This window comes from Paraburkholderia sp. SECH2 (genome assembly GCF_030464795.1).
GTDB classification, from domain to species: Bacteria; Pseudomonadota; Gammaproteobacteria; order Burkholderiales; family Burkholderiaceae; genus Paraburkholderia; species Paraburkholderia aspalathi.
Window position 1 is genome coordinate 183,191 of sequence record NZ_JALPRH010000013.1, and the last position, 21,118, is coordinate 204,308.

25 protein-coding genes and 1 tRNA gene are annotated in these 21,118 nt (G+C 61.3%); 13 read left to right on the top strand and 13 right to left on the bottom strand.

Translation table 11 applies throughout. The annotated features are described in order from the left end of the window. Window positions 1-64 precede the first annotated feature (64 nt). The 3 genes from M0D66_RS21870 (at window position 65) to M0D66_RS21880 (ending at window position 1,556) form a co-directional block, all read left to right on the top strand. Window positions 65-307, top strand: coding sequence for a hypothetical protein (locus tag M0D66_RS21870; protein ID WP_200620425.1), 243 nt, complete (start codon window positions 65-67; stop codon window positions 305-307). Between the two features lie 236 nt (window positions 308-543). Beyond that, window positions 544-1,440 (top strand): glycosyltransferase, encoded by an 897-nt coding sequence (locus M0D66_RS21875; RefSeq protein ID WP_301772952.1) that lies wholly within the window; start codon window positions 544-546, stop codon window positions 1,438-1,440. A gap of 8 nt (window positions 1,441-1,448) precedes the next feature. Then, the gene (locus tag M0D66_RS21880; protein ID WP_266211586.1) at window positions 1,449-1,556 is read left to right on the top strand and encodes a group II intron maturase-specific domain-containing protein; all 108 of its coding nucleotides are present in this window, start codon (window positions 1,449-1,451) and stop codon (window positions 1,554-1,556) included. 324 nt (window positions 1,557-1,880) lie between these two features. Here the strand turns inward: M0D66_RS21880 and M0D66_RS21885 are convergent, their stop codons facing one another. Then, window positions 1,881-2,615, bottom strand: coding sequence for a Crp/Fnr family transcriptional regulator (locus M0D66_RS21885; RefSeq protein ID WP_200620428.1), 735 nt, complete (start codon window positions 2,613-2,615; stop codon window positions 1,881-1,883). 687 nt (window positions 2,616-3,302) lie between these two features. Next, window positions 3,303-3,779, bottom strand: a complete 477-nt coding sequence (locus tag M0D66_RS21890) for a hypothetical protein (RefSeq protein WP_266211573.1) — start codon at window positions 3,777-3,779, stop codon at window positions 3,303-3,305. On the opposite strand from M0D66_RS21890, the gene M0D66_RS21895 reads away from it, so the two are divergent. The 5 genes from M0D66_RS21895 to lepB all read left to right on the top strand — a co-directional run bounded on the left by M0D66_RS21895 (window position 3,775) and on the right by lepB (window position 9,216). Further along, the gene (locus M0D66_RS21895; protein ID WP_200620444.1) at window positions 3,775-4,308 is read left to right on the top strand and encodes a GNAT family N-acetyltransferase; all 534 of its coding nucleotides are present in this window, start codon (window positions 3,775-3,777) and stop codon (window positions 4,306-4,308) included. The two genes, M0D66_RS21890 and M0D66_RS21895, sit on opposite strands and share 5 nt — an antisense overlap. Window positions 4,309-4,612: 304 nt before the next feature. Further along, window positions 4,613-6,193: a mannose-1-phosphate guanylyltransferase/mannose-6-phosphate isomerase gene (locus M0D66_RS21900; RefSeq protein ID WP_266211574.1), complete on the top strand. Its 1,581-nt coding sequence runs from the start codon at window positions 4,613-4,615 to the stop codon at window positions 6,191-6,193. A 348-nt stretch (window positions 6,194-6,541) separates the two neighbouring features. After that, entirely contained in the window at window positions 6,542-7,258 is a 717-nt protein-coding gene (locus M0D66_RS21905; protein WP_093632559.1) for a FadR/GntR family transcriptional regulator, read from the top strand. Between the two features lie 142 nt (window positions 7,259-7,400). Continuing rightward, window positions 7,401-8,399 (top strand): Gfo/Idh/MocA family protein, encoded by a 999-nt coding sequence (locus M0D66_RS21910; RefSeq protein WP_266211575.1) that lies wholly within the window; start codon window positions 7,401-7,403, stop codon window positions 8,397-8,399. Window positions 8,400-8,517: 118 nt separating this feature from the next. After that, a complete protein-coding gene (lepB, locus tag M0D66_RS21915) occupies window positions 8,518-9,216 on the top strand; it encodes a signal peptidase I (RefSeq protein WP_200620430.1) in 699 nt (232 codons plus the stop codon). Between the two features lie 42 nt (window positions 9,217-9,258). Here lepB and M0D66_RS21920 read toward each other — a convergent pair whose 3' ends face one another. From M0D66_RS21920 to M0D66_RS21950, 7 genes are all read right to left on the bottom strand, one after another. After that, the gene (locus tag M0D66_RS21920) at window positions 9,259-9,918 is read right to left on the bottom strand and encodes an amino acid ABC transporter permease (protein WP_054034600.1); all 660 of its coding nucleotides are present in this window, start codon (window positions 9,916-9,918) and stop codon (window positions 9,259-9,261) included. Between the two features lie 107 nt (window positions 9,919-10,025). Beyond that, window positions 10,026-10,820, bottom strand: a complete 795-nt coding sequence (locus tag M0D66_RS21925) for a cystine ABC transporter substrate-binding protein (protein WP_054034599.1) — start codon at window positions 10,818-10,820, stop codon at window positions 10,026-10,028. Between the two features lie 123 nt (window positions 10,821-10,943). Beyond that, window positions 10,944-12,005, bottom strand: a complete 1,062-nt coding sequence (locus M0D66_RS21930; RefSeq protein WP_266211576.1) for a quinone-dependent dihydroorotate dehydrogenase — start codon at window positions 12,003-12,005, stop codon at window positions 10,944-10,946. Window positions 12,006-12,091: 86 nt separating this feature from the next. Further along, a complete protein-coding gene (locus M0D66_RS21935) occupies window positions 12,092-12,913 on the bottom strand; it encodes an arginyltransferase (protein ID WP_200653635.1) in 822 nt (273 codons plus the stop codon). A gap of 119 nt (window positions 12,914-13,032) precedes the next feature. Then, window positions 13,033-13,770, bottom strand: a complete 738-nt coding sequence (gene aat, locus M0D66_RS21940) for a leucyl/phenylalanyl-tRNA--protein transferase (protein ID WP_054034598.1) — start codon at window positions 13,768-13,770, stop codon at window positions 13,033-13,035. A gap of 9 nt (window positions 13,771-13,779) precedes the next feature. After that, window positions 13,780-14,325, bottom strand: a complete 546-nt coding sequence (locus tag M0D66_RS21945) for an NUDIX hydrolase (RefSeq protein WP_093632565.1) — start codon at window positions 14,323-14,325, stop codon at window positions 13,780-13,782. A gap of 322 nt (window positions 14,326-14,647) precedes the next feature. Beyond that, window positions 14,648-14,724, bottom strand: a tRNA-Met gene (locus M0D66_RS21950). 260 nt (window positions 14,725-14,984) lie between these two features. Here M0D66_RS21950 and M0D66_RS21955 point away from each other — a divergent pair. After that, window positions 14,985-15,482, top strand: coding sequence for a heme-degrading domain-containing protein (locus M0D66_RS21955; RefSeq protein WP_200620431.1), 498 nt, complete (start codon window positions 14,985-14,987; stop codon window positions 15,480-15,482). 4 nt (window positions 15,483-15,486) lie between these two features. Continuing rightward, a complete protein-coding gene (locus M0D66_RS21960) occupies window positions 15,487-15,825 on the top strand; it encodes a multidrug efflux SMR transporter (protein WP_154561341.1) in 339 nt (112 codons plus the stop codon). 14 nt (window positions 15,826-15,839) lie between these two features. Here M0D66_RS21960 and M0D66_RS21965 read toward each other — a convergent pair whose 3' ends face one another. Both M0D66_RS21965 and M0D66_RS21970 read right to left on the bottom strand, forming a co-directional pair. Continuing rightward, window positions 15,840-16,223 (bottom strand): hypothetical protein, encoded by a 384-nt coding sequence (locus tag M0D66_RS21965; RefSeq protein WP_200620432.1) that lies wholly within the window; start codon window positions 16,221-16,223, stop codon window positions 15,840-15,842. 64 nt (window positions 16,224-16,287) lie between these two features. Then, complete coding sequence (locus M0D66_RS21970) at window positions 16,288-16,479, bottom strand: hypothetical protein (protein ID WP_093632567.1); 192 nt, start codon at window positions 16,477-16,479, stop codon at window positions 16,288-16,290. Window positions 16,480-16,745: 266 nt separating this feature from the next. On the opposite strand from M0D66_RS21970, the gene M0D66_RS21975 reads away from it, so the two are divergent. Further along, entirely contained in the window at window positions 16,746-17,030 is a 285-nt protein-coding gene (locus tag M0D66_RS21975) for a DUF1488 domain-containing protein (RefSeq protein WP_200620433.1), read from the top strand. A 73-nt stretch (window positions 17,031-17,103) separates the two neighbouring features. Here M0D66_RS21975 and M0D66_RS21980 read toward each other — a convergent pair whose 3' ends face one another. Further along, window positions 17,104-18,114: an NAD-dependent epimerase/dehydratase family protein gene (locus M0D66_RS21980; protein WP_266211577.1), complete on the bottom strand. Its 1,011-nt coding sequence runs from the start codon at window positions 18,112-18,114 to the stop codon at window positions 17,104-17,106. Window positions 18,115-18,249: 135 nt separating this feature from the next. Here M0D66_RS21980 and M0D66_RS21985 point away from each other — a divergent pair, with 135 nt between their 5' ends. Both M0D66_RS21985 and M0D66_RS21990 read left to right on the top strand, forming a co-directional pair. After that, window positions 18,250-19,161, top strand: coding sequence for a TetR/AcrR family transcriptional regulator (locus M0D66_RS21985; RefSeq protein ID WP_211701669.1), 912 nt, complete (start codon window positions 18,250-18,252; stop codon window positions 19,159-19,161). A gap of 46 nt (window positions 19,162-19,207) precedes the next feature. Further along, window positions 19,208-20,344: an enoyl-CoA hydratase/isomerase family protein gene (locus M0D66_RS21990; protein ID WP_266211578.1), complete on the top strand. Its 1,137-nt coding sequence runs from the start codon at window positions 19,208-19,210 to the stop codon at window positions 20,342-20,344. A 19-nt stretch (window positions 20,345-20,363) separates the two neighbouring features. Here the strand turns inward: M0D66_RS21990 and M0D66_RS21995 are convergent, their stop codons facing one another. Further along, complete coding sequence (locus M0D66_RS21995) at window positions 20,364-20,789, bottom strand: hypothetical protein (RefSeq protein WP_097392287.1); 426 nt, start codon at window positions 20,787-20,789, stop codon at window positions 20,364-20,366. Window positions 20,790-21,118 lie beyond the last annotated feature (329 nt).

The window sequence follows — 21,118 nt, forward strand, 5'->3', positions numbered from 1 at the left end:
GAGACCGTTTTACGATTCGTCACAGCGTATCGCGCCGCCAGTTGCCGCGACGGCGCTGCACGGCTTGCGTCGCTCGAACGAGCGCAAGTACGTTGCGACAACGAACTCGAATCATGGCTTGCCGGTCGCGCCGAATCTGCTGGCGCGCAACTTCATCGCGATAGACGGGCTACATCACCTGCGTGGCGGCGACCGAACGCTGGCTTTCCCTAAGAGCACTTCATTCTTGACGTACCTGGTCGTCGCCATCGACCTGTTCAGCAGGCAGATGATGAGCTGGTCGATGCACTCGCACACGAGGGCTTAATCCGGCATTGAACTATGTCAGCACCATGTTGTTCGAGAAGAACGGGGTCGAAACTCAGTACTGGAAAGCGATTTGACAGTATTTATTTTGTAATTCGTAAAATATTGGAATGGCAAGTGTAATTAATCTGCCTGCCAGGTGAAACCGGATATTTTTTATTTGTGTGAGGATTTTTTCGAAATTTAGATTCGAGGTGTGGGATGGGGCGTGATTGTGATGATGTCTATGGTGTTAGTGTGATAATTCCGCACTACAATAGCCCTGATTTGCTTTGGGTGGCTATAGAATCAATATCTAGCCAGACAGTTGTTCCGCGAGAAATTATTGTTATAGATGATGCATCGGGGTTGCAGTTCGAGTTGCCGAGTCATTGTGGAGATGAGATTGCATTGCGTTTGATTCGCGAGACCGTGAATCGTGGGGCGGCGTGGTGTCGAAACAGAGGCATTGAGGAAGCTACCGGTGATCTGATTGCTTTTGTAGACGCGGATGACCGATGGCTTCCGAACAAGCTTGAACGATGCATCGCGGCGTTCGGCCCCAAGCCTCCCGAGAATGAAGCGAAGGTGTTGTTCAGTAACGTGATGCTAACCGACGGAAACCGGCGCACGGTGGGCAACCGGTCTCCATATCATGGTCAATCGATGCTTGATTTCATTTTATTGGAGGGAGGGTATATTCAAACTTCTTCTATCATGATGTGGCGTCATCAATATCCGTTAATTAGCTTCGATGCATCTTTGCGTCGTCATCAAGATTGGGATTTTGCCATTAACGCTGAAATGGCTGGCTGCGTATTCATATATTTGCACGATCCTCTGGTGGAGTATTCTTTGAGTGGGGGTGCGAATAGAATATCGGGAGCGACTAATTGTGAGCCAAGTCTGGCGTTTTTTGAAAAATATAATAAATTTATGTCAAATGGGCATGTTTCTTCATTGGTGTTTAATGTTCTGATTTACAAGAACCTGAGTATTGTCTTAAGGCTTAATATCGTCGGAAGAATAATATTGAGGGAGATAAGAATTCCGAGCAAGGGGTGGATGTTGTCGTTTGTGCGTTTGGTTATCGGAAGGGGTGGTGTGAATTTAATAAAACAGGTGAGGCGGAAAATTCAGATTCCGAGGTCGTGACCGCTGCCGTGAGGCGCGGCGACGCGATCGCAACGCTGAATCCGGTGCTACGGGGCTGGACCGCGTACTTCCGGCTAACGGAGGTCAAAGGGGTGTTGCAGGATTTGGACGGGTGAATACGACGCAAACTGCGCTGCCTGCGATGGCGGCAACGGACGCTCCCGGCTACCCGAAACAGGACGCTACAGGTTCGCGGGCTGGACTCGCTGCGGTCGTGGAAATCGGCCAACAATGGCCGAGATCCCTGGTGGAACGCTAGCGCGAACCCTATGAACGCGGCCAGTAGGCAGTCACACGTTCATTCCTGCAACGGGTACTCGCCTGATGGCTGCGTCCGGGGACAGGGGCGTCCCCCTGCGAAGCAAGGATATTGAAGTCAATATTCGACAGGCATGATGTCGGCTTCGCTGCGGCGCCTGACGAAAGACGAACTTTACCGCCTAGCTCGCCGTCTCGGCTTGTTGCAGGCGCGGCAGCAGCCGGTCGAACTCGCGCTTCACGAGCCCATAACATTCGCATGCGCGCGATTCCAGCGCCTTGCGGTCGAGCACTTTGATATGGCCGCGGCTGTGATGAATCAGGCCTTCGTCATGCAGCTTGCCCGCTGCTTCGGTGATGCCCTCACGGCGTACGCCAAGCATATCCGCGATCAATTGCTGCGTGACGGTCAACTCGTTTGAGGCGACGCGATCGATCTCGATCAGCAGCCAGCGGCACAACTGCTTGTTCAGCGAATGATGGCGATTGCACGCGGCTGTCTGTGCCACCTGGGTCAACAGCGCATGCATGTAGAGCATCATCAGACGGCGCACCAGGTCGGAGCGTGTGAAATGCTGGCGGAGCGCTTGCGCTGTCATACGGTAAGCGAAACCGGCACTTTGCACCTGCACGCGGTTAGGCATGGTTTCGCCACCCGTCAATACCGGAACGCCTGTCATACCTTCTCGTCCAACCGCAGCAATTTCGACCGAGCTACCGTCTTCCATTGTCGACAACATCGAGATGATCGCGGTGGTCGGAAAATAGACGTGATGGATACGTTGCCCGGAGTCGCACAGGAGTTGCTCAGTGCGCAGATGAACGAGTTCGAGATGAGGGGCCATTGCTTGCCACTCGTAGGAGGGCAGTGCGCCAAGCAAATGATTGCCGTGCAGATCGGATTGAAGTGTGAGCATGATTGGTCCTCGCGCGGAGCCGCGTGAGGCAGCCCCCTGATTTTCTACCCGTCGCTGCGTCCGTGTCGTGCTGCCGCCTGGCGAGCGGCTATGGATACGCAGTGCGGGCCCCGTATGGCCTTTGTGCGCCGACGTTGTTTTGGGTTGTGTACGCTGGCGCTCGTGTTGCGCTTCTCATTTAGCGAGGATTGTGCCAGTGAGGTCGGAATCGAGCACTGGTGCGGCGCAGCGAAGCAAACAATGACGTGTCGCGCTGCAAAATATGCGTTTTTGTTTCAGTTCTGCACCAGGCCCCCGCCTGCCCGGTTCCTCGCCGGAGGTATTTTCCTGGCCCAAGTCATTGATCGGATTGGGATAGCACGTGTCAGACAGGTGGCGGCGCGGCGCGAATCAACGCCTGGACGCTAGCTGGACGGGCATCAAGCCCGGTCGTCCAGGATGGTTCAGAAATGATTCAGATGTGTTCCACGGGTTGAGTGGGCTGACGCACGGAAGCGATTTTTGGCGAGCTATTCGATGTCGACGCAACCTTTTCGGGGTGGCCGGAAAGAAACGTATAGAGCGAGGTTTTATGCGCGTTCCGGGCCAGTTGGGCGGTCCAGCGGATAGCGTCAGCGGTGGAAAAACGGTGCGTCAGTATTGATTCCGCCCACCTCGCGTTCGGGTGCGGCTTCTGTATCGTCCGCTTTAAACGGCGCCCGTGGGATCGTTCCCGGACACATAACGCGCGTTGCTTCGGCGATTAGTTGCCAGCCGCCAGCCGCCAGCGGTCGCTCCGAGCGTCGCCGTGAGGCGGGTGTGGTGGCGTTCAATAGGGCCTTGATTCTGCAGACGGAACGCTTGCGACCAGGTCCGTGCGTTGGCTGGATCGCGAAGTGTCGCAATTGTGACGCCATGCGTGCGCGGGCCGAAGCAGCATGCGTAGGTCAAGTCGAAGAACTGTCTGAGACAGTCGGTGGCGCTGATGCACTGTTTACTGCGCGGCGTGAGGCCGATCGTGCGGGTTGCCGATGCAACCTTGATCAACTCTGTTGCTCTGGCATACGAGCTCACGTTGCGCTCGCGACGGTGCGCTTGCGCACCGAGTTTGACAGGTTGGCCGGCGTACCTTGCGTGCATGGCAACGGCCAGCTTCTGTCGAATCGCTGGGGAAATCGTGATCAACTGGAAAACGCTCGAATTCGAACAGTGCACGGTACGTGAGTTGTATCTGATCATGCGTGCACGTAGCGCGGTATTCGTTATCGAACAGTCACATTTGTGTCTCGATGCCGATGGGCGCGACGAATGCGCACTCCATATTTTTGCGGCCGAAGATATATCTCGCCCGATGCCCATCATTGCATACGCACGGGTCCGGCCTGGCGATACAGAGTACCCGCAGGTGGTGCTTGATAAGGTGCTGACAAGTCCGGCGAGGCGCGGCGACGGCACGGCTGAGGTGTTGATCGAGCGGGTTCTACGGGCGACGGCGGAGCGCTGGCCGGGAACCGTTGTACGAGTGAATGCACCAGTCAGCCTGTGTGCCTTCTACGAACAGTTCGGCTTTCGCAAGGTAGAAGGGCCGTTCCTCGACTACGGAGTGCTATCCGTCGGTTTGACATGCAGGGCGCGTAGCGATCGTGCGCCGCTGGCCTGCGGGCGGCGCCAGCGTGGCATATTGCCGGACGTTTGTACGTTCGAGAAACTGTAACTTCGCTGGGTTGGCTCGCATCCGGCGTGCCGTCTGGATACCACCCGTTCACGGCCTGTTCAGTCAGTTAGGAATATTGATTAATTTCAATGTCTGAGCGTAATCCATGGATGAGTGAAAGTTGCGTCAAAAATCCTTCAGGGCGTTCCAGTCGATGAACGCTTGGCACGCCAGCGTGGCAGTGTTGGGGTGCGAACAGATATAGGCCGCTGATGCATGCTCCAATCAACATGTAATGCTTGCTGTGCCGGGTTCAATCCTCGTTGCGAGGGGCCCGGAGTCTTCTGCATTGGGAGAGATTTGAATGAACGATTTTGCATTGCCGGTCACGCAGCAGGCGCTGGCACACGAGGCGCTGGCGTATTGCACCGTCCAGCCGGTGATTCTCGCGGGTGGCTCGGGCACGCGGCTATGGCCGCTGTCGCGCGAGCAAAGCCCCAAACAACTGATCAGCCTGTTCGGTGACGAGTCGCTGCTCGAATCGACAGTGCATCGGCTAGACCGTCTGTTTGCGCGGGAGCCCAACACGCACGCTGCACCGCGTTTCGAGCGGGCGGCGCCCATTGTCGTGTGCGGCGCCGAACTGCGCCTCGCGACCGTCGAACGGCTCGAGCGGTGCGACGGTGGGCCTCGCCTCCTGCTTGAACCTTCGCCGCGTAATACCGCGCCCGCGCTGACGCTCGCCGCGCTCGCCGCGCTCGCCGCGCAAGCCGATATGCCGGACGGCCCGGACCCCGTGCTCATCGTGATGCCGGCCGACCACATGATTGCTGATAACGCCGCGTTCGTCGCTGCTCTCGCGCAGGCTGTGTTTCATGCCGCGCAGGGCGCGATTGTGACACTCGGCGTGCCGCCCGAGCGGCCGGAAAGGGGCTACGGCTACATCCGCACCGGTGTGCCGGTCGGGCGGCAGGGGGCGCGTGCGATCGATGGCTTCGTCGAGAAACCGGATCGAGAACTGGCCGAGCGATATGTCGCCAGCGGCGAGTACTGGTGGAACAGCGGCATTTTCATTGTGCGTGCTTCGGTGTGGCTAGCTGCGATCGCGCGTTGCTGTCCCTTGATCGCCTCGACATGTGCGGAGTCGTTTGCGCGGGCGTCGCTTGACGGCGCCGGCGCACTTCATCTTGATCGCGCTGCTTTCGATGCATGTCCCTCCGATTCGATCGATTACGCAGTGATGGAGCATCTTGGTTCTGACATGCGGCTGACCGGTGTAGTCGTGCCCCTGGTCGCCGGCTGGTCCGACGTCGGTGCATGGGATGCGGTCTGGCAGTTGTCCGAGAAGGACTCCGATGGCAACGTCGGCCGCGGCCGGGTGGTGTTCGAAGGCTCGACCGACAGCTTTGCGCATTCGGACGGCCGACTGGTCGCATGCGTTGGCGTGACAGGCGTCGTGGTGGTTGAAACGGCCGATGCGGTGCTGGTCGCCGCAAAGGAACGCGTGCAGGAGGTGCGCGCAATTGTCGGCCGTCTGAAAGCGGAGCATGGTGCGGAAGTCCATGAGCACCGCAAGGTCCAGCGGCCCTGGGGCTTTTATGATTCGATCGACCGCGGCGAACGCTTTCAGGTGAAGCGCATTGTGGTGCAACCGGGTGGCCGGCTCTCATTGCAGATGCACTTTCATCGCGCCGAGCACTGGGTGGTGGTGCGCGGCACGGCGCGTGTCACGCGCGGCGAGGAATCCTTTCTGCTGTCGGAGAATCAATCGACCTATATTCCGCTCGGCGTCACGCACCGGCTCGAGAATCCGGGCAAGACGCCGCTGGAAATCATCGAGGTGCAATCAGGCGGCTATCTCGGCGAGGACGACATCGTGCGTTTCGATGATCAGTATGGCCGCGGCCAGGAGACCGGCAAAGCAGGCCCGGGCATTTCCAGCTAGTAACCCACAGAAGTCGGCTGGCGCGCCGGTTGGCCGCCGGCCCATTCCCCACCTCGTGTTGCGGATCAGACAAATCGATTCACTACGTGCGTCTTCGCACTATGCAAATTTTGCAACGCAGGCACGCTTGATACGCAAGCTTTTGGCCCGTCAAAACATGCGGCGTTACATGAACGAAACAATTCTTCAGAGGGATAACCCTCTCAGGACGTTTCCCAACTGGCGCAACCGTTTCGAAGCTAGCAACGTATCGTAAAAGAACAATTACACCTACATAAAACGACACATGAGGGCTGCTTGATCAACAGGCTACGCGGGGGCAAACACCGCTTCGGGGAGAGTATCAAAATGGAACAGGCAAACAAGGATCGATCGCTGGTCAGCAAGGTCATGGATGGACTCGTGACCGGCATCGTGGAAGAGAAGTATGGCGCCATCCTGCCACCGCAGGATGTGCTGTCCAAGGAGTTCGACGTCAGCCGCACCGTCATGCGCGAGGCGCTGTCGATGCTGCTCGCGCGCGACATGCTGGACGTGCGGCCTAAGATCGGCACGCGCATCCGGCCGATGAGCGATTGGCGAATGATCGACGAGGACGTCGTGAACTGGCGTTTTCGCGCGAAGCCCGATCCGCTGTTTTTGCGCGACGTGATCGAGTTCCGCATCCTGATCGAACCGCGCGCCTCGGCGCAGGCGGCCGCGCGGGGTAGTGCGGCCGACATCGCGGCGATTCGCGAGGCCTTCGACGCGTTCCGCGCGATCCGGCCGGGCGAGTCCGGCTATCAGGCCGCCGACGAGCTGTTCCATGCGCGCATCGTGGTGGCGAGCGGCAATCAGTTCTTCAAGCAGATGGCGGCCATCATTCGCGGCGCGCTGTCGACCGTCAACCCGATCGTCAATCAGAAGGACGGGATGTGGGAGAAGGCCGTGAGCACGCATCAGCGTGTGGTCGAAGCGATCGAACGGCGCGATCCGAAGGAAGCCGAAATCGCCTCGTTGGCGATGATCGACTACACCGCGGAAGAGATCGGCAGCAGCTTTACGTCGGAACCCCCGGTGCGCTGAGCACGGCCGCTACGGCGGCGACGGAGGTGCCTTCCTGCGAGGGGACCTTGCATAACGAACGGCGCGACAGCATGCCCGCGCATGCGCGCGTGGCTTGCGTCACAATAGCGCCTGTTCTGAACTGCACGGACTCGAAGGAACGATGACAATTGCAACGCAGGAAACCCCCGCGGGCGGCACGATTCGCTGGGGGATCGTCGGGACGGGCCGCATTGCCCGTCGCTTCGCTCAAGGGCTCACTCATGTGCCGCAGGCGTCGCTGAGCGCGCTGTGGTCACGCCGCGCCGAACCGGCCATGGCCTTCGCCGCGGAATTCGGCGGCGACGTGTGCGCGAGTTTCGACGCGCTGCTCGCGAGCGGTATCGACGCGCTTTATATCGCCACCGTCCAGGACAGTCACGCCGATTACGCGATCGCCGCGCTTAAAGCCGGTCTGCACGTGCTGTGCGAAAAACCCGCCACCATCAACAAGCCGCAACTCGAGCGTGTGCTCGAGGTCGCGCGCGCCGAGCAACGGCTTTTCATGGAAGCCATGAAGCCGCCGTTTTATCCGCTCTACAGAAAGTTGCGCGCGCATCTGGATGTCGAACCGATCGGCGAGGTGGGTCTCGTGCGCGCCGGCTGTTCGGTGCCGGGCGTGCCGGACGATCATCCGTCGCTGTCGTTCGAGCATGCGGGCGGCGCGCTGCTCGATATCGGCGTCTACGAGATGTTTCTCGCGGTCGACTGGCTCGGTGCCCCGCGTGAGGTGCAGACGCTCGGGCGGCTCGGCTCGACCGGCGTCGATATGTTCGCGAGCCTGAACAGCCAGCATGAACGCGGTATCTCCCAGTTGTTCTGCGGACTCGATCTGCACGGCAAGGGCGACGCGTTGCTGATGGCCACGAGCGGCCATGTCACGATTCATGAACCCTGGTGGAATCCGTCGCGTGCGACGATCCGCTACGGCGACGGTCGTGTGGTCGAGCTCGACGAGCCGTTCGAAGGCGGCGGTCTGAACTACGAGACCGCGCATTTCTGCGAACTGATTCGGGCGGGGCAGATTGAGAGCCCGCTGATGCCGCACAGCAAGTCGCTGCAGATGATCGAAATGGCCGATGCGGCGCGCGCCGCGTTGGGGCTCAAGTTCGCCGGGGAGTGAGAGTCCGTCGCTGCGTTGCTTTCCGCGGCGGTGGTACGATTTGCGCGGGCACGTGGACTCGACAAAAAAGGGCCGCGTACCCACAGCTTTCGATCACCTTCCACTGGAGCCGCCTGCGATGCGCATGCTTGGAAAACTGTGGCGCGACAACAAGAGCCTCGTCGCCTTTCTATTCCTGATGGTGCTGTTTCGCAGCGCCGTGGCCGACTGGAACGTCGTGCCGAGCGGCTCGATGTTGCCGACGATTCGCGAAGGCGACCGGATTTTCGTCGACAAGATGGCCTACGATCTGCGCGTGCCGCTCACGCACATCACGATCGCGCATCTGCACGATCCGCAGCGCGGCGACATCGTCACGATCGATTCTTCGGCTGCGCATGAGTTGATCGTCAAGCGTCTGATCGGCTTGCCCGGCGACAGCGTCGCGATGCGCGACAACGTGTTGTACGTGAACGGTGTGCGGGCTGATTATCAGCCGCTCAAACTCAAGCCGCTGCCGGGCGATGCGACATCTCCCGGCGACTATCTGACCGAACGCTTCGACGGCGTGACGCACACGGTGCGGCTCGCGCCTGACGCGCCGAGTCCGCGCAATTCGTTCGGCCCGGTGGTCGTGCCGCAAGGCGAGTATCTGATGCTCGGCGACAATCGCGACAACAGCGCCGACTCGCGTTACTTTGGCTTCTTTCCGCGCAAGGAACTGATGGGCCGCACGCGTCATGTCGCGTATTCGCTCGACCCGGACCACTACTACAAACCGCGCTTCGAGCGCTTCGGCGCACCGCTGGATGCGGCGTCGCTAGCCGCCAGCCGGTAGGCCGCGCGGCGGCGTTACGGGTTCAGCTGGGTCCAGTTCACTTCAGTGACGTGACGGCAGCGCCAGGCGCTTTTCGTACCAGTGCTGCACCCACTCGAGCACCTGGCACAGCACCCAGTAGACCGCGGCGGCCGCGAGGTACAGCGGCAGCGGCTGATAAGTCGACGCGATGATCTCCTGCGCGCTGCGCAGCAACTCGGTCACGGTAATCACCGACACCAGCGACGTATCCTTGATCAGGCTGATCAAACTGTTCGACAGACTCGGCACGGCGATGCGCAAGGCCTGCGGCGCGATCACGTAGCGCAGCGTCTGGCGGCGCGAGAGCCCGAGGCTATAGGCGGCCAGCCATTGGCCGTTGGGAATGCCGAGAATCGCGCCGCGCATGCTCTCCGACAGATACGCCGCCACGTTCGCCGACAACGCAATCACGCCCGCGGGCGTGGGGTCGAGCGAAATACCGAGACTCGGCAAGCCGTAATAGATCACGAAGATCTGTACCAGCAGCGGCGTACCGCGGAACACGCTGACATACACACGCGCGATCCAGTTCAGCGCGCGGTTGTGGCTGACGCCCATCACCGCGAGCACGGCGCCGGCAATCAGGCCGAAGATCATCGACAGAACCGCGAACTTGACCGTCAGGACGGCGCCCTGTGCGAGCACAGGAAGCGATTGGACGAGCAGGGAAGTGGTGGACATGAGCGGTGGGTAAGGTTGGCGCGCAGAGTACGCATGGGCGCACATGATAGACAAAAGCGAAGGGCGGCATCGTTGACGATGCCGCCCTTCGTTTCATCCAGCGTGCGTTACTTGATCGGCTTGCTGACGTCGATGCCGAACCATTTGTCCGAAATCTTCGAGAACGTGCCGTCGGCTTCGAGCTGGGTCATCGCGTCGTCGATCGCCTTGGCGAATTTCGGGTTGCCCTTTCTGAACGGGATGCCCGACGGGTTGCCCGCGCCGACCGTTGCGCCCGTGCGCAGCGGCAGTTGCGAGTTCTTCATCAGATACGCGAGCATCAGGCGGTCGTTCAGCGCCGCATCCAGACGGCCGGAGGCCAGATCGCGCAGGTATTCGGGTGCGCCCGGATACGTCTTCACGTCGATGCCCGGCACCGACTTCGCCATGTCCATGTAGTTCGTGCCCAGACCGACGCCGAGCTTCTTGCCCTTCAGATCGTCGAGCGATTTGAACTGGCGCGTGTCGTCTTTACGCTGGATCAGTTGTGCGGCCGAATACGTGTACGCCGGTGAGAAGTCGAGTGCCTGCTTGCGTGCGTCCGTAATGCCGACCTGGTTGACGATCACGTCGAACTTGTTTGCCTGCAGACCGGCGATGATGCCGCTCCACTCGGTCGTGACGAATTCCGGCTTCACGCCAAGCTTGGCGGCAACGGCCTTGGCGATGTCGACGTCATAGCCGACCAGTTCGCCCGACGGCGCTTTCGAATTGAACGGCGGGAAGGTGCCTTCCAGGCCGATGCGCAGCGTGCCGCGCTGTTTAACCTGGTCAAGCAGGTCGTCCGCGTGGGCGGTGAGCGCAGTGAACGACGCGCCGATCAGGCCGGCGACGAGCATCTTTTTCAGCAAGCCAAATTTCATCGAGTTCCTTTTTGTTCGTCTGGCGTTTTAACAGACGAAAGCATAACAAAGCAGACTATCGAAACCTAAATACCGTTTGTTTATGTCTATATTGCGGGCGCGGCTTGGGCGGATTGGGGCGGCTTAGCGCAGCGCCTGCGCGCATTCGGCCACCAGCGCGGGTCCGCGGTAGATGAAGCCGGTATAGAGCTGCACCAGCGAAGCGCCTGCCGCGAGCTTGGCGCGCGCATCTTCGCCCGAGAAAATCCCGCCCACGCCGATGATCGGCACCGTTTCGCCGACTTCGGCGCGCAGCTTGCGGATCACGTCGTTCGACGCGTCGAACACGGGCTTGCCCGACAGACCGCCGGCTTCGTCGCCGTATTGCATGCCGGTGACGGCGGTGCGCGACAGCGTGGTGTTGGTGGCGATCACGCCTTCGAACTTGTGGCGCAACAGCGTATCGGCGATCGACTTGATCTGTTCGTCGTCGAGGTCCGGTGCGATTTTCAGGGCGAGCGGCACCAGCTTGCCGTGCATGTCGGCGAGACGCTGCTGCTTGTCCTTGAGCGCGGCGAGCAGCGCGTCGAGTTCGCCCGCGCCTTGCAGCTGGCGCAGATTCTTCGTATTCGGCGACGAGATGTTGACCGTCACGTAGCTCGCGAACGGGTAAACGCGTTCGAGGCAGTACAGATAGTCTTCGGCGGCGCGCTCGATCGGCGTGTCGGCGTTCTTGCCGATGTTCAGCCCGAGAATGCCGCGATAGCGCGCGGCCTGCACGTTCTTGACGAACTGGTCGACACCCGCGTTGTTGAAGCCCATCCGGTTGATCACGGCATTCGCTTCGGGCAGGCGGAACATGCGTGGGCGCGGATTACCCGGCTGGGCGCGCGGCGTAACCGTGCCCACTTCGATGAAGCCGAAGCCGAGCGCCGCCAGACCGTCGATGCACGCGCCGTCCTTGTCGAGACCCGCGGCAAGTCCGACCGGGTTCTTGAACGTCAGCCCCATTACGGTGCGTGGCGAATCCGGCACGCGTGGCGCGAGCGCGCTTGCGAGGCCGGTGCGGCCCGCGGCGCCGAGCGCACGCAAAGTCAGGTGGTGAGCGTCTTCCGCGTCCATGCGAAAGAGTTGGGCGCGTACGAGCGGGTAGAGGGAACTGAACACGGGACGAAGCCGGGCGGCCGGAAAATGGGAACCCGCCATTTTACCGGCTTTAGGGCGTTAATGAGACTAACGGGGAGGGACTGACGTGGCCAGGTTGTGCACGTTATGGCTACGTTATTGCCAGGTTAAGGCCGCAGCGGCCCGCGCCTGCCCTGAATCGCCAGATCGACCGGCGGCAGATCGATGCTGGCTGGATCGAGCACCTTCCAGACACCATCGATCAAACCTTCGAGCGGCCGGAAATTCGCCTTGTAGGCCATCTTCGGACTCTCGCGAATCCAGTAGCCGAGGTAGACGTAGGGCAGCTTGAGGCTCCGCGCCTGCTCGATCTGCCAATAGATGTTGTAGGTGCCGAAGCTGGTGTGCGGCAGACCCGGCTCGAAGAACGTGTACACCGACGAGAGCCCGTCGCCGAGGATGTCGATCATGCTGATCATGCGCAGAATGCCCGGCGCTGACGGATGGTCCGGCAGCGGCTCGCGGAATTCCACTAGCCTCGAGTTGATCCGGCTCTGCAGCAGGAACTGTTCGTACTGGTCGCGGCTGTCGCGGTCCATGCCGCCGCCGGCATGCCGTGCCGACTGATAGCGCATATAGAGCGCGTAGTGTTCTTCGTCGTAGTGCAGCGGGGCGACCGTTGCGATCAGCTCGCCGTGCTTCTTCCAGACCCGGCGTTGCGTGCGGTTCGCCTCGAAATGATCGACTGGCACGCGCACCGGCACGCAGGCACGGCAGCCATCGCAATACGGGCGGTAAGTGAACACGCCCGAACGACGGAAGCCAGCTTTGACGAGATCGGTATAGACGTCGGAGTTGATCAGGTGACTGGGCGTGGCGACTTGCGAACGCGCAATGCGTCCATCCAGATAACTGCAGGGATAGGGCGCCGTTGCATAAAATTGCAGCGCGGAAAGCGGAGAAAGAGGCAGCTCGTTGGGATGAGTCACGTTGGCAGCTCTCGTCGAAGCGTCTCTGGTATTGCAAACCCGGCGCCTTGCGGTTTGAAACCCGCGGCTCGTGACCCGCGGCTCGGTAGGCGACGGATCCGGATTCGGCCTGATTCTTCCTACGCCGCCGGCGCGACGACATCGCGCAAGACGGTCTTGTCGAAACGCCAGGGAATCGGCGGTGCGTCGACAGACGCGCGAACATGCGCGATGAACGCTTTGCGCGCTATCTCGCGACCGCCCAGCGACGCCAGATGCGACGTGTTCTGCTGGCAGTCTATCATTTCTATTTCGTGACAGCGCAAGTGTCCGACAAGCGCGGCCAGCGCCATTTTCGACGCATCGGTGACCTCGGCGAACATCGATTCGCCGAAGAACATCCGGCCGAACGACACCCCGTATAAACCGCCTACACGCTTGCCTTCGAACCAGGTCTCGATGCTGTGCGCATCGCCGACCCGGTGCAGCGACGAATACGCTTCGACCACGTCCGCGGTGATCCACGTGCCGCGCTGGCCGCGCCGCGGCGCCTGCGCACAGGCGCGCATCACGGCGGCAAAATCATGGTCGACGCGGATTTCCCACGCGTCCTCGCGCAGCACGCGCTTGAGCGTTTTACGCAGCGACGGCGAGAGTTTGAACTCGGCAGGGCGCAGGATCATGCGCGGATCGGGACTCCACCACAAGACCGGCTGACCGTCCGAATACCATGGGAAGATGCCGCGCCGATAGGCGTCGATCAGCCGCGACGGCAGCAGGTCGCCGCTGGCGGCGAGCAGGCCGGGTGCGCCGCTTGCCGCGCCGAGCGCGCGCTCGACGGAGGGAAACGGATCGTCAGGTCCGAGCCAGGGAACCATGCGCGCCGCTCAACCTTCGCGCAGCGAGCGGAAGATGTCGCCCGTGTGCAGGCCGTAACTACCGGCCGCACGGTCGGCGAAAAAGAAGCGCAAGGTCTGGCCGACGGTGGGGAAGGCGATCTCGTCCCACGGAATCTCGTGTTCCTCGAAGAGTTTGACTTCGAGGCTTTCCTCGCCGGCTTCGATGTCGAGGTCGAGCAGGCGCGCCATATAGAACAGATGCACCTGATGCACGTGCGGCACGTTCAGCAGCGAGAACAGGCTCTGCACCTCGACGCGCGCGCCGGCTTCTTCCAGCGTTTCGCGCGAAGCCGCTTCGGCGGTGGTTTCACCCATTTCCATGAAGCCTGCCGGCAGCGTCCAGTAGCCGTAGCGCGGTTCGATTGCGCGACGGCACAGCAGCACTTTGTCGTCCCAGACCGGGACGGTGCCGACCACGTTGCGCGGATTCTGATAATGCACCGTGCCGCAACTTCCACACACGAAGCGCTCGCGGTTGTCACCCGGCGGAATGCTCAGGCTGACGCCGTGGCCGCAGACAGAACAGAATTTCATAGGAAGGGGACGAGAAAGGGTGATGGGAGTTTATCACTGGGGCGCGCTTTGTCAGCAGCGGGCCATGGCGGTGTCTGCCAGTCGGTGCGGAGTGAGGAGATTTCGCTGATCAGGCGCCCCGTCGACGCGACGGTATTGCGAATACCGCAGAGGAAAAATGCGGATATGTTTGGAGTCCGGATCAACGAGTGCAAAGCACGAGCGGGCGTGTGAGCACGCGCAATCTCGAAGCGGAAAGCAGGAGGCAGAAAACAAAAAAGGCCTGCCGGTTGGGCAAGCCTTTGAAGTTTTTTCGACGTCTTCGAACCAATTTAGTGCTACTTGGTTGCGGGGGTAGGATTTGAACCTACGACCTTCGGGTTATGAGCCCGACGAGCTGCCAGACTGCTCCACCCCGCGTCCGTCGAAGAAAAGATTATAGAACAAAGCGGAGACCAACGCAATAGCTAGTTAAGGAGCGACTTCAATACGCATCGCTGGGGTGTGGACCTTAAAGCGGAACGCCAAAGCGCAGCAGCCTCCAAAGTCGCGGCATGAATTGCCAGCGTCGTATGCCGGAAGGCCCGCGTAGCGCGCTGCGCTAGAATCCAGGTTCTCTTCGCGCGCCGGGATGCATGTGCAACGGCCTGCGCTTCACTTCTTACCTTGTTCAGAACTCCATGGATATCGCTCACGATCTACAGGTGATTGCCGCTCAGGAACAAGCGCTGGTGTTCCCGCAATTCGATACCGACCGTGCATGGCAGATCGGCGCCTATCTGCACGAAGTCGCGAAAGCACGCGGCATTGCAGCGGCTATCGACGTGCGCACATTCGGTCAACCGCTGTTCTTCAGCTTGCTCGAAGGCGCGACGCCGGACAACGTCGACTGGGCGCGTCGCAAGGGCAACACGGTCGCGCATTTCCGCCGCAGCTCGTACGCGATCGGTTTGAAGATGCAACAGGCGGGCAGCACGCTCGCCGACAAGCACGGTTTGCCGGTCACGGAATATGCGTCCCACGGCGGCGCGTTTCCGTTGACGGTGGCGGGCGCCGGTGTGATCGGCTCGATCACGGTGTCCGGTTTGCCGCAACGCGCCGATCATGAGCTGGTGGTGGAAGCGCTGTGCGCGCACCTCGGCCACGACTACAGCAAGCTCGCGCTTGCAAAGGCCTGAGGCGATGCGGATGCCTCCTTATGCATTGCTCGCTATTGCGATCGTTGCCGAAGTCATCGCGACTTCCGCGATGCGGGCCTCGGAAGGTTTTTCGCGGCTGCTCCCCGCAGCGGTCGTGGTGATCGGCTACGGCATCGCGTTCTATTGCCTGTCGCTCACGCTGAAGACTATTCCGGTGGGCATCGTCTACGCCGTGTGGTCAGGCGCCGGCATCGTGCTGATCACGCTGGTCGCGGTCGTGATGTACCGGCAAGTGCCGGACGTGCCGGCCATCATCGGACTCGGGCTGATCATTGCCGGGGTCGCCGTGCTCAATATGTTCTCGAAGATGCAGGCGCACTGAGCGCCCACTGAGCGTTACTTGCAGCGCACGATCATCGAACGGTTTTTCACGTTGGCCGAGACAACGTTCGTGACGCTGCCGCCCGCGGTGCCGCCTTCGTCGTTGTCTTTCGACACGATGTCGTAGCCGGTTGCGCCACATGCCTTGCCGGCCTGCACGTAGCAGGAAGCCCAACTGGACGCGGCGTCGGCGCCGCTGCAGTTCACCGCAAAGCCGGTCTGGCCGTTCGGCAGATTGATCAGCGAGGTGGTGTTCGACGATGCGCAGCCGGTGAGACCCGCGCCGAGCAGCACAGCGGCGGGCAGCGCGGCAGACAGGGAAGCCCTGCGCACGAGAGCAAGCGCGGCGCTGCTGGGTCGGAAGCGGCCGGAGCGGCGCAGTTGCGTCATGAAATGCATCGTGATGTTTCCTTTCAAATAGGTATCGAGACTCGCCACGCACACCGGCGGTGTGCCCACAAGGTTAAGGCGTTTCGATCGTGATGCCTGCCGCGCGGACCATTTGGCGGCTTTCCGAGCCGCTTTCGGTCGCTGCGTCTTCCCAGATGCTAATGGCTTTAGGAATGTCGATGCCGTGGCTTTCGGCATAGGCAAACCAGGTGTTTGCCGCATCCGGCTCAGGCAGTTCGTGGTTCTGCAGAAAATATTTTCCCATACTGTGCTCGTTGACCTCGAAATGGCGTCATTGCGTCAGCACGGATCGTGCCGGTGAACCAGTTCGACAGGGGTAGTCGGCACAAGTGCAATCCGGTGTGTCGATTTGCATCCGTAGCTTACGGGCATGGGGCGCGCGCCGTTGATCGGGCAGACGCTGGAGGGTGGACCGCGGTCCAGGCGCGCGAGTAACATATCGGGCATATCCGGGGGCGGCCGGTTCTCCCCGGTGTCCATTTCCTGCCGGATCCTTCTGATGAGGCGACCATGGAAATTCGGTTTCCCGCGGACGCGCCCGCTTACCGCGACTCCAATCTGACGGTGGTCTTTCGCGCGCTTGTGGACGGCGAACCGGTGCCGTGCGCGATCTCCGTCGAGGCGCTCGAAGACCACTTCGGCGCGTACACCGAGGATCTCGACGGCTGGATGCGCGCGTTCGACGCCGGGCGTCCGCGCATCGAGGCGGTTGCGCGCGAACATTTGCAGATCAGCAATGGCACGCCTGTCCTGCTCAAGAGCGGCCACTTTCCGCCCGGCAATATGGCGGGCTGATCCTGTTCGTTCGCACACGCACGAATCACGCGCTTCACATCCGCTCGCTTGCGAAAGCCGTCCACATCGACAATCAGGCGGTTTTCGCGGCGTCCCGGTGCGTGTCCGTATTCACCGATGCCGCTGCGCGCGCGGCGTCGAACGCTTGCCGGATACCGTCTTTGTACGAGGTTTTGGCGATCGGGCCGATCAACTGTGTCAGTGCCGAGTCGTCGAGCACAACCGGCTCGGTCATCAGGTAGTTCATCTCCACCAGTTCTCGCATAATCGGATTGAAGAGGCCGAACACGCGCAGCAGCGTCTTGCCGGCCACCATCAGTTTCGGCTCGCGGCCCGCCAGCGCATAGGCCTGTCTCGCCACTTCGCGCTGCGTGATCGTGCCCGTGCCGGCCAGATGCCACCAGCGGCCGTACGCTTCCGGCGTACGTGTGAGTTTCTCGACCACCGGGCCGATATCCGGCAGGTAGATGAATTCGTGCGGCACATCGACCGGCCCGATCACCTGCGCGCGCTTGCCGTGCGCCGCGCCCTCGAATATGCCGTTGATCAGGCTGCGTTCGATGCAGTGGCCGTAGAAATCCGGCAGGCGCAGCACCAGGGTCGACAAACTGGTCGACCCGCTCGCGCGTCCGTGTGCCGCCAGCACCAGTTTTTCCTGCTCGAGCCGCATCTTGCCTTTGAACGTATGGGGCTCACGCGGATGATCTTCGTTAATCGGATTGCTGCGCGCGCGGCCGTACGGATACACGGTGCCGATCAGAATGAAGCGTTCGACGCCTGCCGCCGTCACGCCGTCGAGGGTTTTTTGCATGAGAGGCGGATGTGAGGCGAACTGATCGTAGGGCACGCCCACCAGGTAGATCACCGTCTGCAAACCGGCCGCAGCGGCGCTGATCGAAGCCGGGTCGTCCGGATTCCACGTGACGATTTCCGCATGCGGGTCGTGGCCGAAGGCCGCCTCGAGCGGCGCGCGCGAGCGGCCGACTACCCGATAATCCCGGCCCGCCGCGCTCAGCGCCGCCCCGATGATTTGACCGGCGGCGCCGGCAGCACCGAATAAACCCACTTTCCCTGTAGCTTGCATGAACGACTCCTGAAGACGGCGCCGCATCGCGCCTGGATGAGCTTGTCTGATCGATGAGAATTTAGTGAACACTGTTCAGTAAACGGTGTTCAGTTTAATTTGACTTTTCAGTTTGTCAAGCCGAAAATGCGCGGCATGGGAATCGTCGAACGAAAAAGCCGTCAGAAACAGGCGCTGCGCGAACGCATCCTCGATGCAGCGCGGCGCATCGTGATGCGCGAAGGCTTTGCTGCGCTTTCGATGCGCAAGATTGCCGACGCCATCGAGTATTCACCCGCCACGCTGTACCTTCACTTCGCGAGCCGCGATGAAATTGCGCAGGCCTTGTGTGCTGAAGGTTATGCGCAATTGCTGGCTACCTTCGTGCCGCTCGCGCAGATCGCCGATCCGGCTGAACGCCTGAAGGCGCTCGGGCGTGCGTATGTGGCATTCGGTGTTGCGCATCCGGAAACCTACCGGCTGATCTTCATGGAAGACCCGAGCTACACGGGCGCGGCGCTGGGCGGGGCGGCTGGTGCGGCTCGCAAGGGTGTGGATGGGGCGCTGGCAGCGGTCGTGGATGCAGGCGCTGGTGCCGCGAACGAAACGGCGGAGGCTACGGTCGCTGGGACAGCCGCAGCAGGAACAACCGCCTCAGGAAAAGCGAACCTCGCGCCCGCGAAATCAGACGACGACCCCGGCGATGCCGCGTTACACATCATGCTGCGCGCGCTCGAAGAGTTGAAAGCAGCAGGGCGCTTGTCTGCATCGATGGACGTGGCCGTGTGGGCGGAGGCGTTCTGGGCGACCCTGCATGGCATCGTCGCGCTCAACCTCACATGCCCCGTGTTTCCGAGCGCGCCGCTGGATACGGTGGTGGGCGTCGCGCTTGATACCTGGCTAGGTACGCAACCCGCCGGGCAACCGCAAGGCGCCGCAAAATCCACGCGTGCCGGCAAGAAAAAGTCCGCTGAAGCGCCAGCGCAATCGCACTCCGAAGCGCACGCAGAATCGCCCGCTGAGACGGGCGTCAAACCCGCCACCAAGCCCAAAGCCGCGAGCGCGTGATAACGTTCAGTTCCGGTTCATTTCGCGCCATCGCGCCAAGCTCTCCATGTCTATTTCCGCCTCGCCCGCCGTCAGCGACGAAGTCGCGACTTACGTAGCCAACGGCATCGGCTTCATCGAACTGGAAAGACCGAAGGCGCTCAACGCGCTGTCTACCGGCATGATTCTCGCGATGCACGCGGCGCTCGAGCAGTGGCGCGAAAATCCCGACGTGCTTGCCGTAGTAGTGCGCAGCCAGCATCCGCGCGCGTTTTGCGCGGGCGGCGATGTGCGCTTTCTGTACGAGTCGGCGCAGCGCGGCGAGCATGATGCGCGCGATACGTTTTTCACCGAGGAATACCGGCTCAATCACGCGATTTTCACGTACCCGAAGCCGTATATCGCCTTGACGAACGGTGTCGTGATGGGCGGCGGCATGGGGATTTCGCAGGGCGCGCATCGTACCGGCGGCCTGCGGGTGGTGACAAACTCGACGAAGATGGCGATGCCGGAGACCCGCATTGGCCTCTTTCCCGATGTCGGCGCGAGCTGGTTTCTGGCGCGCACGCCGGGCGCGCTCGGCCGATATCTGGCGGTCACAGGGGAGACGATCGGCGCAGCAGACGCCCTCTACGCAGGTCTCGCCGACGCCTATATCGACGACGCGGCATTGCCCGCGCTAGTCGATACATTGCGCAGCGAGCCGTTTGAACGAGGTGCAGACGTGGTGGCGTGTATCGAGCGTGAGGCCGCCAGGCATCAGGTCGTACCGGAACCCGACGCTTCACCGCTCGCGAGCACGCGCGCGTTGATCGATCGGCATTTCGCGTTACCCGACATGACGCGGATTCTCGCGTCGCTGGAGCAGGAACGCGAGCACGGCGGCGATTCTGCCGATTGGGCTGAGCAGACGATTGCCGTGTTGCGCGAACGTTCGCCGTTGTCGATGGCTGTGTCGCTGGAAGTGGTGACGCGCGCGGAGGGTTCGATGGCCGACGTGCTGCGCGGCGATCTCGATCTGACGCGCACGTGCTTCGCGCATGGCGACACGATTGAAGGGATTCGCGCACGCATTATCGACAAGGACAACGCGCCGCGCTGGCGTTTTGCACGCATCGAAGACGTGAGCGCCGCCGATGTGGCGAAGATGTTCGAAAGCCCGTGGCCGGCAAACGAACACCCGTTGCACGATCTGCGCGGTTAAGCAGGCACCAGTAAGACCCTCAGTCTTCGTCTTCGCTCGCCATGAATGCGCGCATGAACACCAGCGCGCCCCAGCCCCACATCGCGTTCGCCGCGAAACCCACCGCGAGGCGCGGCAGCATGTTGCCGCTCGGCCAGATGCCGCGCAACGGATCGACCACAAACACGCTCGCCGCCGTCAACGCGAGACCACCGAACACGAAGGCGGGCACCCACGGCGCGCGGCGCCCCGGTGCAACGCGCAACAGCCACGCCATGAGCACAGCCCAGAATGCGCTCCAGATCGCATTGGCAATAAACTCCGGCAGCCCGAGCGGCAAAAACGGCGCGGTTGAAAAACCGGTTGGGTCGATCAGACCGGCTGCGTGCAGCAGCGCCAGAGTCGATTCATGAAAAAACAGAGAAGCCAGAAAACCGGCGACGAACGGCAGGATGAGTTTTTGCATGCATTGCACCGCGAGAGATCAGGCGGCGTGGTTCACGCGGCCTGCACCGGATTATTGGAAACGTGGCGCCATTATATATAGGGGTACCCCGCTTCCAGCGTAGGTAAGGCGCAACATCCGTATGCTTTAGCGTCGGGCTAATCACGAAAGTGGAAAACCTAAGCTAAAAAAAATCGTTCAAAAGCCGCGCCTCGATCCATAGACTGTTTCTCCATGCAGACGGTGTTTGCCGCCGTCGCCCATTTAATCGAGCGCATCACGCGCACGTCTGGTCGAGGGAAGCCGTCGCGATGTCCTGCCTGATGCCGATCTTCAGCCGCTCCATGGCA